Source organism: Poseidonibacter lekithochrous (genome assembly GCF_018861145.1).
GTDB classification, from domain to species: Bacteria; Campylobacterota; Campylobacteria; order Campylobacterales; family Arcobacteraceae; genus Poseidonibacter; species Poseidonibacter lekithochrous_A.
The window spans coordinates 1-16,474 of the sequence record NZ_JAHKQT010000013.1 but is presented as its reverse complement, the minus strand read 5'-3'; the positions used below and the strand labels follow the sequence as shown (position 1 = coordinate 16,474).

Below are 16,474 nucleotides of genomic sequence, written 5' to 3'. Positions count from 1 at the left end.
TTAATTCTCTGTAAATGCATATTGTTTTGTTTTTATAACTGGTTTTAAAAGATAAGTTAGAACTGTCTTCTTACCTGTTAAAATATCAGCACTTCCTCTCATTCCAGGCATAATCATTAAAGGTTTTGCATCAGTACCTAAATAATCTTTATTAGCTCGTATATATACTAAATAATATGTATTGTTTTCTTGGTCTGTTGTTGAATCAGGAGATATTTTTTCTATTGTTCCATCTAATGATCCATAAATTGTAAAATCATAAGCAGTAAATTTTAATGTAACATTTTGTTCATTATGTAAAAAAGCAATATCTTCAGGTTTAATTTTTGCTTCAATTAAAAGCTTTTTATTTTTAGGAACAATTTCTATTAAATCCATTCCCGGTTGAACACTTCCACCTATTGTATTTATATGCATTTTTTTTATATAGCCTGTAACAGGAGAAACTACTGATGTTCTATCAACTTGATCCGCTAAACCTTGGTTTTGTTTTGAGAACTGATTAATTTTTCCTATAATTTCATTATATTCTTTGTGTGCATTATTTTTAAACTCACTTTTTGCCTCTTTAAATCTATTTTTTGCTTCATCTACAGAGGAAAGTACTCTTTTTAATGATAATTTCGAAGATTCTAATTCATCTTTTATTGAATTAGCTTCTCTTAATAGTTTTAAATATTCAACCTTAGAAACAATTCCTCTTTTTACTAAGGGATCCATAACTTTTTGTTCTTGTCTAATAAGTTTAAAATTTTGATCTAAATGTTTTATTCTGGATCTTATTTCATTTCTTTCTTTTTCTTTTTGTGAAATTTGATCCTTTAAAATTCTAAGTTTTGAATCAAGTTGAGAAATATCACTTTCATACAAATCAAACTCTTTTTGATAAATATCATTTTTCTCATCAAATATAAAATCCTCATCATTTGCTTCTGCATATAATCTATTTTTCTGTGCTTTTAATACATCAATTTCAAGTATATTTTTTTCATAAGTTGAAGAGGACTGTTTATTTTTAAGTTGTAATAAAATATCACCTTTATTAACTAAATCACCCTCTTCAACTAAAATCTTAGTGATAATACCACCTTCATAATTTTGAACAATTTGATTCTGACCATAAGGAATAACTTTACTCTCTCCTCTAACTAATTGATCAATATTTGCAAAATATGCCCAAATAAAAAAACATATTAGTAATAAAAAGATTAAGTATAAAAGAACTTTAGTACTACTTGGTACTTTTTCAACTAATGCTTGTGATACAGAATTTATATATTCATAGTCATTTGTTTTTTCTTGATCTTTCATTATTTAACCTTATTTGATAATGCATTTAATACATAAGATTTTTCGCCATCTAAAACTATTTTTCCATTATCTACAACAATTAATCTATCAACTAACTCTAGCATTGAACTTTTATGTGTAGTTAAAATCACTGTTTTATCTTTAATCTCATTTTTTAAAGCATTAATTAAATTCTTCTCAGTTGAGATATCCATACTATCAGTTGGTTCATCTAATAATAAAGTAGAATAATTACCAACTAATGCTCTAGCTAAAGATATAGCCTTTTTCTGTCCACCAGATAGAGTATCTCCTCTCTCACCCACACGTAAATCAAAACCTTCAGGATGAGCATTTACAAAATCTAATAATTGTGCAGTTTTTGTAGCATTGATTAGTGTTTCATCACTTTCATAAGGATATTTATACAAAATATTTTCTTTTAGTGTTCCATTAAATAGTAAAGTATCTTGCGATACATAAGCTATATTTTTCCTAACATCTGATGGTTCTATCTGCTTTATTTCAATACCATCAACTATTATTTCACCTTCATTTGCATCATAAAGCTTCATTAATAGTTTCATAATTGTAGATTTTCCTGAGCCTATTTTTCCTACAATTCCTATTTTTTCTCCATGTTTAACAGTGAAGTTTAAAGAATCTAGAACTTTCTTATTTTCATTATAAAAAAATGAAACATCTTTAAATTCAAAAGAACCTGAAATATACTCTTTATGAATTGCTGCTTTATTTTTAGATCTCTCTTCAGGAAGATTCATAATATTATCTAACATATTGTATGAAGTTTTAGCTTGTTCATAATTACTAATAAGTGAAGCAAACTGACCCATAGGTCCAATAGCTCTTGAACCTAAAATTACAGCTGCTATTAAACCACCCAATGTTAATTCGTTTTCAGAAATTGCATAAACACCATAGATTACTATAAAAATAGTTGTAAGTTGTACAAAAAAAGCATTTACATTTGTAATTGAAGTAGTTATCATTTTTGTAAATAATGACTTTGTTGAAATATCAGCAGTACTCTCTTCCCATTTCCATCTAAGATGCCCCGAAGCACCTAAGCTTTTGATTGTTTCAAGTCCACTTAAACTTTCAATTAAAATACCATTTTTATAAGATACTGCTTCATTTGAAGCTTCTATACTTTTATGCAAAGGATTTCGAATAAGTAAAGAATAAATTAAAATCAGTGCAATAAAAATCATAGGAACAATTACGATTGAACCTGATATATAAAAAACTGCAACTAAAAATAAAATAGAAAATGGTAAGTCAACTAATACAGCCATTGTCGAACTTGAAAAAAAGTTTTTTATAAGTTCAAAATCTTTAATATTATTCGCAAAAGATCCAATTGACTTAGGTTTATGTTCTAATTTAATGTTTAGTATTTTATCAAACAATTTTGAAGATACTATAATATCAACTTTTTTAGAACTAATATCTATGTAATAAGCTCTTATGAACTTTGTGACTAAATCAAATACATATATAACACAGATACCTATAGCCATAGCCCATAAAGTCTCTAATGCAAAGTTTGGAACAACTCTATCATATACATTCATTACAAAAAATGGAGTTGTAAGTACAAAAATATTGATTAGAATTGATGCTATTATTACATCTTTATATATTGAAAAATTCTTTTTAATTGTACCCCAAAACCAATGGCTATCATTTTTATCTAATAATGACGGTTTTACTTCACTTTCAAAATGATCTTTTTTTAATAAAAACATTTCTCCTGAATATAAATCTTTTAATTTAGATAAAGAGATTTCTTCTTTAACTTCTGCAAATTCATTAATATGAATAACTGCAGTTTGTTTTTCTTTATCAATTTTTTCTAAAATACAAGAAGTACTATCTTTTAAAATAATAATTGCAGGTAAAACTAATGCTGAAATATTTTTGAATTCTTTTTTTATATATTTAGATTTAAATCCAGCTTTTCTTGCAAGCGAAATAAAAAGAGGCTTACCATTGTATACACTTAACATATCAGGAATTTGTTGTTCTGCTTTTAATGGAAATCCTTCAATAAGGGTATTTGCACTTATTGATTTATGATAATATTTTAGAAAATAAATTAAATTATCAAATAAGGATAAAGATAGTTTTTTATGCTCAAGATTTTTAAACATTAAAGAACCTCTAACTGATCAATATATCTACCTTGTAAATATTTAATTCCAATATTTCTTAAAAATTCAAACTCTTCTTTAGTTTCTACATGCTTAACAATAAGATAAGCACCAATAGTAGAAGTAATATTTAATAAAATACCATCCGTGATACTATTTTTATCTACTAAATATGATTTAGAAATTTTTAAATACTCTGGCTTAAGAGTTTTTAAATAATCTAAATTATCATTATCAAAATTAAAACTTTCAATTGCAAACTTATGATTAGTTTTAGATATCTCTTTTGTGAAATATTTATACTCTTTTAAATATTCTATAATATCAGCATTTGGACATTCAAAATAAAAAGTCGTACTCGAATTAGAAAACTTAATTTTTAATTCATTTATTAACCAATTAACACTTGTTTTGTTTGAAATAAAATCAGATGTTAAATTTATAACAGCTTTATTTTTTTCTTTACTTTCTTCTTTCTCTTTAAATATTTTTCCAATAATTTGTTTCTCTAATTGGATCATCCAATCCATTGAATGAACAATAGATAAAAAATCACCTGGGAAATATACTGTTCCTGATTTATCTTTTAATCTAGTATAATATTCTTTCATAAATATTTTGCTAGATGAGATATCTAAAACGTCTTGTGTATTAAAAATCAAACCATTATTCTCGAATGCCCATTGTAAAAGTTCAATCCATTCTTGTTTTCTAAACTTAACAGGTTTTTCTAAATAGTTAATTTTTAAAGTTTTATTCTGCATAGCAGCAGTTAAAGATTGATCAGTTTTAATTAAAATATCTTTTAATTCAGTATTTTGAACATAATTTGAAATACCAAAGGCAATTTTTACATCAAACAACTCATTTAACTTTGAGGCTTCTATATAATTTTCTATATTTGAATATATATCTTTCCATTTTTTATTAACATCTTCATATAAGGTATGAGGTAAAAGTACTGCAAAACTACCATCAGTTAAGACAGAAAACACTATATCTCTATTATAAGAAAAATTGTTCCTGATTTCATCAATAATAAAAGTTTTTAAAGCAAAATAATTCTTGAAACCCACTTTTTTCTTAAATGAAAGTTCATCTTTTATTTCAATAAAAGTTAATAGTCCATGAGAATTTTTTAAATAAGAGTTTAATTTTAATATTAAATAATTCTTATTTCTTAAATTAGTATCCTCATCTTTATACAATACATTATTGTATTTATTTAATGTTTCCACTTCTTTATTAAATATCATTTCCATTTTTGATATTGTTTTATTCATTGCTTGTACAACATTTTTAAATTCTATTGTATTAGGCAAAGATTTTTCTATAATAAATTCATTATTGTCAATTGCTTTTGCTTGAATACTTAATCTTTTTAAAGGTTTTAATAATCTATCTATAAAAAAGTAAAATAATACAAGCAAGATAAGTGTTGAAACTAAGAATATATTTGAAATAGATTTAAAAGTATTCCACATTTGGTTATTTGCATAACCTCTATGTATTTTAACTTCTATTGTCCCTGCATTTAGCCAGCCTTTCATAATATTAGCCGTAGCAGCAGGAGCATTAATTTGAAATATACTAGAAAACCATGTAGGTGCTTTTTCAATTTCTCTAGGACTAGAAAGTTTAAGTTTTATATTATCATCAGTATCAATAATAGATATATATTCATAAAACCCATTATCAACTGTCGCTCTTAGCATACCTTCCATAGTAGCTGTATCTTCAAAGTCTACAGCTTTACTAATAGATAATCCTAAAAATGAAGCACTATTTTTTGCATTAGAATTCAACTGGTTTTCTATTAAATCTTTATTATAACTTAGTATAAACCAGAGTAAAATTGTAAGCATAAATACTAAAAATATAGTAATTAAGATAGTTAATTGTTTAAATAAACTCATATTTTTTCCTCTCTAATATTCTGTAAAAGTCTTCTAAATTTTAAACTCTGGGAAGCTTTAAATTTACTATTACTTTTTTTATCTAATCCTGCACTTTTTGCACTAAAACTATAAATAGGAATAATATCTTGTCTTTTCGATGCAGGTAAGGCTTTGTAATTTATAGCATCTAAAATAATTGGTATGGATTTTTTTGTTTTATAATATGTTAAAACCATATATGAAACTTTCTTCTTCTTTGATTTTACATATGTAAATGATAGTTTATTACTACTAATATTTAAATCGTTTACTAACGTGAAATATTTAGCAAAAACAAAATCTTCACTATCACCTTTGTCTTTTGCTAAAAATTCGTAAGGAGTTGCCCAATAATCTTTTTTATTCCATACTTTAGAATCAGATGCATATTTTACTTTATTAAAAAAATTATTTACCATATTTATTTTTTCTATATCACTTTTATTTTTTACACTATTTATTTTTTTCTTTAATAAAATAAATCTGTTTTCAGTATATTTACCATATTTTAGATTTATTTTTTTTAATAAATTGTTAGTATACAACTCTTTTGAAGAAAGAGCTGTAAATAAAAAGATAAAAAATAAGTATTTTTTCATTTAAACTCTTTTAATTTTCAACACCCCATAAATTTTGAATCTCTGTAGTATCTAATTGTTCTGTATTATTTTTTATTACTGTATCAAATTTAATTTCTTCTACTTGAACACAATTAATTCCTTGACATCCATAAATATTAACCGTATTAGGTAATACTGAATTATCACATTGATCTTCACAATCTATAATATTATCCTGATCTTGATCCATATAAACAAGATTTGTATCTTTTTTATATTTTTCTTCAAATTTATGTCCAAACGACTGATATAATTCACCCATTGCATCCAATATTCTATATTTTGCAAATAATAAATCATATTGAGTATGTATAACTTTTATTTTAATATTATTAACTTCATCTTGAACATCTAGTAAATCAATTAAAGTTCTTCTTCCAAGTTGAAATTCTTCATCATAAGCAGCTTTAGTTTTTGCTGTTAAATCTCTATATTGAACTTGGTATTTATATTGTTCTGAAATCATTTGATGTGCACTCCAAGATAGACCTAAAGCTTCAAGAACATCTCTTTTTAACTTATTCTTATGTGCATATTCATAATTTAATAAACTAATATATTGTTGTTTTTTTGCTTTATCTGCTCCACCACTATATAAATTATAGTTTAAAACTAACATTGCACTTAAATCATCTTCTCTACCAACAGAAGAACCTGTTAAGTTATTATATCTTGATCTCTCAACTTCTAAATTTAAACTTGGATAATCATTTTTTTCAGCATACTGTAGCGCTTCTTGTGTAGCTTTTATGTCATAGTTTGCTACCATAATAGAAGGATTTTTATGAATTGCTACATCTCCTGCATGTTCTAATGTTTTAGGTAAAGTTCCATTAAAAGTAGGCATTACTAAAAGATTTTCATCAATATTTCGTCCTAATGATTTATGAAAGTTAAATTTTGCATCAAATAAATTATTTGTTTCTGATACATAGTTTGATTTAGATAAAGCTAATCGTCCCTTTACTCTTTCAACTTCACTTAATGTACTAAATCCTTTGTCATATCTATTCTGAATTTTTAAAAGTGTTTCTTCATGTATTTTTACATTATCTTTTGCAATTTTTAATACTTCTTTATATCTTACTACTTTAAGATATGCTTCAATAGCTCTATACATTTTATCTTGTGCAACTTCTATATATTTATTAAATGCAGCTTTTGCTCTTGCTTCATCTCTATTAACAGCAGCTTCTGTTCCAAAACCATCAAATAAATTTTGAACAAGTCTTAAAGTAACTTCAGAAGCATCATATTTATCTTTAGCACTGCCTTCTTTTTCAGTTTCTTTTTTTCCAGTTTCAGCATATAAATCAATCGTTGGATAATAACCAGCTTCTGCAATTTTAACTTCTTCCATTACAGAATTATATTGAAATAATCTTTCTTGAATTTCCGGATCAGTATAAATTAATTCTCTTAGCATATCTTCTAATGTATATTTTCTTTTTAAAAGAATTGGTTTTACTTTTTTAGATACAAGGGCTTTTTTTACTGGAGAAGTAGGAATTGTTTCCACTATTTTTGTTTCATCTTTAATTACAGACGTTTGAGTATTATCTAATGAATCTGAATAGTTACTTATAAATGCAGTAGGGAAATCTGATTTTAATTCTTCTAAAACTTCTTTTGCATTTTCAATATCTTCAAATGGTTCAACTGCAATAATATAGTATTTTCCAATTTTTCTTGTATTAACATTAATTGAATATTTAGCTTTTTTATCTTCTATTTTAGAGTTAATTTTTCCAAGTAATTTATCGTACATTAATTGTGCTTTTGATTCATTTGTATAACTTGCCACAATAACTTTTTTATATTTATCAGCCATTACTATTTGACTTAAAAATACAAGACTTAGCAAAATTTTCAATGAAAGATGATATTTTTTCATTTATTTCCTTTTTTGATATTATTAATAATATCAAAAAGTACTTGAATATATATATAAGAAAGTATTATATTTTATGACTTAGAAAAAATAACATACAATAAGTATGCTATTTTCCTAATATGATTTTGCTATATTTTGTGTCTGAATCTAGAACTACTACTTACTTTTGAACTACTTTTGCTTCTTCTTTAATACAACCTTCACCTTTACAAGGATTTGTTTCTAAACAATTATCTTTACTATCAATTATTCCATCACCATCAACATCTTGGTCAATAATAATTCCTCTTTCTTTTTTACTATCATATTCACTTTTAAGTACATTTGGACCTGTAATTGAAGCAATCATTCCTGCATTTAAACTAAGTGTTGCACCTAATAATATTGTTAAAACTAATAGTTTTCTTAAACTCATTTAATATTCCTTATATTATATTTGTTGTTATATCTGTGTCTATTTTTAATGTAACAGTTGTTCCACTACTATCTTTTGTATACTCTCCTGATCCTGGACTTGATTCTGTCCAACCTGCTTTATCTGAATCTGTTAAATTAACACTATCTCCAGAATCTCCTGATATTTGTAAAATATTATTCGAATCAGTCATATCAATAATATCTTGTAAACTTAATTCTGTAATTGCATGATTTCCATTTTCTGATAAATCAATTTTTTCTATATTATTAATAATATTATTACTATTATCACTTCCTAAAGTACTAAAATCAAGATCTAATCCACTATCAAAAGCCAAAGTATCAGTTCCTACTCCTGAATCAATTATATCAAGACCATCATATTTTATAGTATCATTTCCTGCTCCTGCGTTAATAATATCAGCCCCAGATCCTGCATCAATAATATCATCGTCATCTCCTGTAGTAATATTATCATCGCCTGTACCACCTGTAACACTATTTGCTCCTCCTCCTGCATTTACAGTTACACCTGCATCTGAAGTTGTGATTTTATTATCTTCATCACCTGTAGTAATATTTGTAGAAGTTGCTAAATTTAAATTAAATGTATCAGATGTATTAATCAGTTCATCAGTAACAGAACCTAATTTGTCAACAGTAGTAACAATTACATCAATATCGCCATTATATTCTTTATATAGTAGTTGTATATCATTTAATTTATCAAATGCTATACCAGTTAATGTCCATGTTTTCGTTCCAGAATCGAAACTTGAACTTATTGTACTAGCATCACTACTTTCATCTTTATATTTAAATAACATACTATCATCTAATGAGTCTCCCCCATTAGCAGCAGTAAAACTAATATTAAAAGTTTCACTACCATCCGTATCTGTAACATTTGCATTTAAATTAACATTTGTCCATACATATTCATCTTCAAATGTTTTTGTTGCATTAATATTAATAGCATCTGCTATAGGATTAAAGACAATACTAAAAGAATCAGAAACTTGTGCAGTTTCATTTCCAGGTTCACCACTTGTAACACTTAATGTTACTCCACTGATTTCACCACTAAAGTCTTCTACTCCTATTTTTTTTACTCCTATTTTTTGAAGTTCTTCAACTGATGAAACATCAAAATTGTATTCATAAATATATTCACCATTTTCTTGACCTATTATAGTTCCAGTTACAGGTTCACCATCATAAGAGACTTCATAGCCAAAAGGAATACCCTCTAGTTTTGCACCAATTATTTTCTCTGTTGGGTCAATTAATTCCCCTCCTCCAAAGTTTAATAATGCAATTTCATCTTCATTACCTGATATTGTTGGTGTAAATGGAGTTATTCCATCATTTACTGAAGTGATAGTTATAGTTTTACTTGCTACTGATTCTATTTCAGTCGTTGAGTAAGGGTCTTCATTCTGATCTGTTGCACCATTTACATTTTCCTGTGTTGTCACTTTAGAGTCTATCATTAATGTTCCATAATAATTTGCAGGAGGTGTATACTCAAATGATATATCAGTATCTAAATCATTAATGCCTGTAATTGCATAATATCCGTTAGCATCAGGAGTCAAAGTATTAATATTTACACCATTATAAGTTATAAGACCCATCTCAATATTTGTATCAGTATAATCTTCTGTAAACTTAACATACACTGTTCCATCTTTTATAATTGTTCTTGTTCCATCTGCGTTATTACTTAAATCCAGTGTAATTGTTTGAGCTTTTGGATTTGTGCTTTCTGCAACATCACTTCCAGATATAGCAATATTTGTTTTATCACTCACAGGTGCTATCTCAGCATCTAAAGCTGTTCCATCTACTGTGTAACTAGTTTGATTCGTTTCACTAGTATATGTTATTACTTTAATATCCAAATCAACTTTATCTACATCTAAAGTGTTTTCATTTGTTTTTGGATTTACAGTAATATTTGCAAGTGATGTATTTATATCATCTACATCACCTTTTCCATATAATACATAATAAGTAGTTCCATCTACATTTTTAGTTTCTGTTGTTCCATCTACATTATATCCATCTGGTAAGTTAGAAACTAAAATAGCATAATTACTTTCATCTCCTTGTGTTCCAATATCTGTTGCTGTTACTAGATTATTCAAACTAAATGGTGTATCTTCTGTAAGTTGTACATTTTCTTTTGGTATTAATTCAATTTTATTTTCATCTTCTGTCTCATTCCCTTCTGTTACAGCAGTTCCATCAAAATCCTCTGTAATTTCTAAAGTAAATAACTCTGTATTAGAGAGTTCAGTATCTGGAGAATCTTGATGTTTTGTATCAATAGAAATTGTTCCAAATGTTGTTTCATCATTGAAATTAACTATTTCTCCATGAATTTCAAATTCAATTGTATTTGATGTACCATCTGCATTAAGAATTGCATCAGCATCAGCAACAGGAATAGTCCACTTACCAGAAGTAATAATAGTTCCTGTATTAGATAATATATCTCCCATATAAGTTCCATTAACCACACTAACCCCTTCAGGAACCCCTGAAATTGTAATAGAGGTAATTTGTTCACTTTCATCTTTATCAGAAACTGAATCAAGAGTAAATGGTACTTTTATTATTACATCTGTTTTTTCTGCAGTAACTGTATATCCATCCGTATCATTTCCACTTACTGTTGCTTTATCTGTATCTGTAGTGCTTATAGTGCTAATAGATGATTCAGCATTATCTGTAACAGGAGTTACAGTAACTGTATATGTTTCCATAATATACTCACTTGGGTGATCAGTATAAGCTGTACCACCATCTATTACAACAGTATCAGAAACACTATATCTAATATCAAAGTTATATTCCCCTGATTTGTCATTCCATGAAGAATCAAGTTTAGCTGTAACAGTTTCTACTTCATTATTTGTTACATCTAATTCTATCCATTGAGGACTTCCCTCTGAAGTTTTTTCTAATGTACCTTGAGTAGTTACAAGAGATACACCTGCATCAATTGTTTCTGTATTTATCCAAATACTTTCAAGTTTTTCATCACTATCTATTCGATTAAAACTAAAGTCAAGTACATTATCTCCTGAGTCTTCAATTTGTGAATCACTGATATTTACTGTACTTTCAGCGTGTGGAGTAACTAGTATTTTTAAAGGAATTTCAGGCTGATCTACATCTTCTAACTTATCACCATCATCTTCAATAGTTTGAAGTTTTAAATTAAGATTTATCTCTCCACTATAATTTTTGGGAACTGCAACTTTAATACTGTCAAAGTTTTTTGCTTCAACCACCCAATTATCACCTATTTTAATAATATCTGTTCCAGTAATAGTAAATTCGCTTGGTAAATCAGAAATCGTTACAAAAAGAGTTTCTGAAATATCTCCATTTGTTGATATGTCAGCTGATGAAAAATTCGGTTCACCTTCTGGAAATAATGTATTTAAAGAAATAGAACTTGTATCTTCTGTTACAACAGCATTATATGTATCATCGGGAACACCATCTACACTATTATCATAAACAGGTGTAGCATAAGTTGGTGTATCTGCTACACCTTCAACTTTTATTAGAATATCTAAACCATCTGTAGGAATAAAAGCTGAAGTATCAGTTATTAATGATCCATCTACATTAACAGAATCTGTAGATTTTGCTTGTACATTTAATACGATATTTTCATTTGAATGTTCTTCTGGTACATATCTTAAATCATTATTATTATTATATTCATCAATTATAAGAGTCCAACTCCCTTCTACATCATCAGTTACTGTTATTCCTGGTATAGTACTGGCGCTATCTTTTGTAATTAAATCACGCTCATAATAAATCTGTGCTCCATCTGGAATATCACTAAGTTTTAAAGCATTAGTTTCAGATCCATCTTTATCCGATGAAGAAACACCTATATTTAAAGCAATTCCAGAAACTCCATCATCATCTCTTCCTGCATCTTCATTTCCAAATGATTGTTTAATAGATAATGTTACAGCATCAGCTACTGGATTAACTACAATAGTTAAAGTATCTCCTGGACTTGTTTGAGTATCTGCATCTTCAGGATCTGAACTATCATCATCATAATCTATAGATTTAATTTCAGTTGTTAATACTAGTTTTCCACTGTATTCTGCTGGTGCTTTTACTTGTAAGTTTGCAAGTTCTGAACTTGGAATTTCAATAGCTGTACCATTATATGTAAATACAGTTGTTCCTCCATCATATGTAAAGGTTGTTCCAATTAAATCAGCACCACTTCCATCTTTTGGAGAAAATAATACTGTTGTTGTTTCGACACTATCTTCATTTGTTAAAGAAAGACCAAATCCGCTATCTGCATTATTTAAATCAAAGAATATATCTTCACTTGCATTTGCTGTATATTCATGACTCCCTTGAGTGATAATATCCCAACTATCAACTGTTCCAGCTGTATCACTATCTGTTCTTTCTGCGATTGGGTTTACAATAAGGTCAAATGTTTTTGAATAATCAATTGTACTAGTAGTATCATTTACATCTTGTACTGTTGCAGTTACTGTGATACTCATATCTTTACTACTATGCGCAGGAGGAAGAATAGTTGCGGCTTGTATTGTAGTTATATCTAAATTACTTGTTCCATCACCTATTGTAAAAGTTCCATCAACTCCAATTGTTGTACTAACTTCATTGTAAACAATAACACTTCCTTCATCTAATCCAGTAATTACAAGTTTTGTAATGCTTTCAGTTCCATCTGTATCTTTATCTGTTAAGTCTAAATCACTTAAGAAAGTTGCTGCGGTATCTTCATCTGTAGTTTTTGCACTCATATCTGCAATATCATCTGCTATTGGCTCAACTGTTATATTTAAAGTTACACTATCAGAGGTATCATAGATAATACTATTAGCAACTGTTCCATCATTTGTAGTTGTAGTTCCTGTTGTACCATCCCCATGTGTACTATCAGTATCTGTATCATGTGCAACAAGTTTTATAGTAATTCCTGTAATATCACCACTAAAATTATGTGGTGGAGTCAGTGATAAACTAGGAATTGTATCATTAGCAGACCCAGTTAATGGGATACTATACGTACCATCTGTAATTGTTGTTCCATTTATCATTGTACCATTTGGAATACCACTTATTTCAATACTTCTATTTTCACTTCCATCTAAATCAGCAAATGCTTCTGTACTTAATAAAGCTTGTAAATCTAAAGCTTTATCTTCATTTACTGTAGCCTTATATGATACATCAGAACCATTTATCTTAATATCAACTGGATCTGTAACAGCTAAGACATCAACATCAACTGTTGTTGTTGACGTAGCACCTGCAACTCCAGTTATTTGGACACCACTATCATCTACTTCATACTCTGTAACACTCATAGTTACTGTGAAGTCATTTGCATCTTGTGATATAGGTAGAACTTTTAGAGCTTCAAATTCAGCAATTGTCATTTCTAATATTTCACCACTCACATCACTTACATGACTTCCATTACTAAGTTTAATTGTAATCGCATTACCTATTGAAGTATATGTAGATGAACCATATTGAAGTTCAACACCACTAGGAATTCCACTTAATGTAATAAGACCTAATAACTCAGGATTATCTCCGGCTGTTCCACTGCTATTTTGATCTGTTACATCAGTTACAGTCGGTGCATTAAGACCTAATGCAATAGCTGTATCTTCAAGAGTATATACAATAGAATTATCAGCAGTAACACCAGGAGCATCTGAAATTGGATTAACAGTAACTGTTACAGTTGTAGATTTAGTACTACCATCATCTAAAGTAGTTGTATAAGTAACCGTATCTTCCCCACTATAGTTTGTAGCAATAGAGTTAGTGCCATCATAACTTGGTGTATATGTTAAAGTACCATCACTATTTATAACAGCATGTCCATACGTTCCTTGTGTAGTTATTGTTGTATTTCCTCCTACTCCTCCTGTTGCATCTGCATTAGTATTGATAGTTGTTGACGTATCATGTACTCCGGTATCGCTCTCTTCATTTACAGTAAGAGTTTGTGTATCAGATGGAGTATCATCAATAATAGATACTTTAAAAGTACTTGGATTTGCATCATTATCATCATCAGTTAATAATATATTAAAATCAAATTCTAAATTTCCATTTTCAAGAAGTAAAGTTTCATGGTCAAAGGCTTCAGATAATACTGCCGTATATGTTGGTGTCCCTGATGTTGGGTTATTTATTGTAACAACCATTACATGATTTTGTGTACTATCCATTCCTGTATACATTGTTAAAGTATATCCATCAGAAGAAACTACATATGAAATATCATCACCTGAAGAAGATAAAGTACTACCTGGTACCGCAGTATTTAATAAAGTAGTATCACTTTGCGTTCCAAAAGTAATATCATGAGCACCACTTAAGTTACTAACATCAATATTTATATCACCAGATTTAGTTAATTCACTTGTATTTGGATTTGTACCTGTAGATAAATTTTCTTCATCTAATATTGAAGGTGTTGTAGATGTAATTGAAGCAAGAGTATCATCTACTTGAATAGTTTGAGCTCCAGTTGTTACTTCATCTGTATCTGTATCTGTAACTGTATAACTAAATGTTGTTTCAAAATTATTTACACCATCCCCATTAGCATGAATATAAGTAGCAGGTGGTGTATATTCCCATGTTCCATCATAATTTACAGTAAGTGTTCCTTTATCATCATCTGTTATAGTTGCAGAAACTGTTGATGTTACAGTCTCTGTAATCCCTTCCCAAGTAATAGATGTAATCCCTGCATCATCTGTACCTTTTGTAAAATCAAGTTTATGAGTAGGTGTTAAAGTTGTTGATTTATTTGCATCCGTATTTGATTCATTATAATCATCACTTCCATTAAATGTTGATTTTGCATCACCTTCATAAACTTTTACAAGTGTATTATTTAAATTATCAATTGTAGGATTTGCTCCATCAGTTACATTTATAAGCTGAGTTGCTGTTGAAGTATCACCATCAGTATCAGTAATCAAATATGTAAAACTATCTGCTAAACTTTCAGAATTAGTATGATTTTCTGTGGCATCTGAAGTATAACTCCATGTACCATCACTATTTACTGTTAATGAACCATATTGTGTATCCATAGCAGAACCAAAAATTCCTGAGACAGTATTACCACCCTCATTTTTATAAGTAAAGCTTGTAATTGTTGATAAATTATCCGCACCTTTTACATCATTATCAAGAAGGTTATTCATTACAGTTAGTGCTATATTACCTTCAACAACACTTAATTCAATTTCATCATTTGCTGTTGGCACATCATCTATTATTGTTACATTAAACGGTGTTCCTTCTACTGTTGAATCAATATCTGCAATATTAAAACTAAATGGTAAATTAACATTATTCTCATCACTTCCATTTGGATGATCTATAGTATCTATTAAAGTAAATATGTATTTTTGAGTTAAACCAGTTGAATCTTCTGTATTTCCAAGTATGATAGTAAAAATATTATTTTCGCCATTATTTGCTGTGATTGTATGATTTAAGTTACTTAAAGTATAAGAAATATCTAAACCATTTGATTTTAAATTTAAATTTTCTAATCCTGTTATCGTTGCATCATCAAAATTAATATCACTTATATCATCTTGACTTTTCGTGATATCTAAAGTTTTTTCAACTATTAGATCAGTGGGAGTTGGACTACTTCCATCTGTTAAGTCATCTTCATCAAGTGTACTATCTGGTCCTGTAGCAGATGCATTTGTATCTGTTACTCTTATAGTATTTGTAGCACTATTTGAAATATCACCATCACCATCAATAAGTGTATAACTAAAACTACCTAGAGTTTCATCATCATCATGATCAACAGAAGATATTGGAGTAAATTCCCAAGAACCATCTTGGTTAACTTTTAATGTTCCTGTTGGTGTATCTTTTGTATATGTTGTATTAGCATCACTAAAGATTAGTGTTTCTGTTCCTCCACCTTCTTTATTGTAAGTGAAGCCATTAAGTGCAGCACCATCTGCTCCTTTTGTATCATTTGTAATAACATTTCCACTAATTCCAGAAGTATTACCCTCTTCAACAGTTTTACTATCATTTACTGCTGTTGGTACA

At 28.2% G+C, this 16,474-nt stretch carries 7 protein-coding genes; all 7 read right to left on the bottom strand.

The genetic code is table 11. The annotated features are described in order from the left end of the window. Entirely contained in the window at window positions 1–1,311 is a 1,311-nt protein-coding gene (locus KO488_RS04945) for an HlyD family type I secretion periplasmic adaptor subunit (RefSeq protein WP_216057684.1), read from the bottom strand. Next, entirely contained in the window at window positions 1,311–3,464 is a 2,154-nt protein-coding gene (locus KO488_RS04940; RefSeq protein ID WP_216057683.1) for a type I secretion system permease/ATPase, read from the bottom strand. Before KO488_RS04940 ends, KO488_RS04945 begins: the two co-directional genes overlap by 1 nt. After that, window positions 3,464–5,380, bottom strand: a complete 1,917-nt coding sequence (locus KO488_RS04935; RefSeq protein ID WP_216057682.1) for a LapD/MoxY N-terminal periplasmic domain-containing protein — start codon at window positions 5,378–5,380, stop codon at window positions 3,464–3,466. Before KO488_RS04935 ends, KO488_RS04940 begins: the two co-directional genes overlap by 1 nt. Then, entirely contained in the window at window positions 5,377–6,000 is a 624-nt protein-coding gene (locus tag KO488_RS04930) for a transglutaminase-like cysteine peptidase (protein ID WP_216057681.1), read from the bottom strand. Before KO488_RS04930 ends, KO488_RS04935 begins: the two co-directional genes overlap by 4 nt. A 10-nt stretch (window positions 6,001–6,010) precedes the next feature. Beyond that, a complete protein-coding gene (locus tag KO488_RS04925) occupies window positions 6,011–7,915 on the bottom strand; it encodes a TolC family outer membrane protein (RefSeq protein WP_216057680.1) in 1,905 nt (634 codons plus the stop codon). Between the two features lie 160 nt (window positions 7,916–8,075). Continuing rightward, window positions 8,076–8,330, bottom strand: coding sequence for a hypothetical protein (locus KO488_RS04920; RefSeq protein WP_216057679.1), 255 nt, complete (start codon window positions 8,328–8,330; stop codon window positions 8,076–8,078). Between the two features lie 10 nt (window positions 8,331–8,340). Continuing rightward, on the bottom strand, window positions 8,341–16,474 hold an 8,134-nt coding region (locus KO488_RS04915), incomplete at its 5' end, for an Ig-like domain-containing protein (protein ID WP_216057678.1).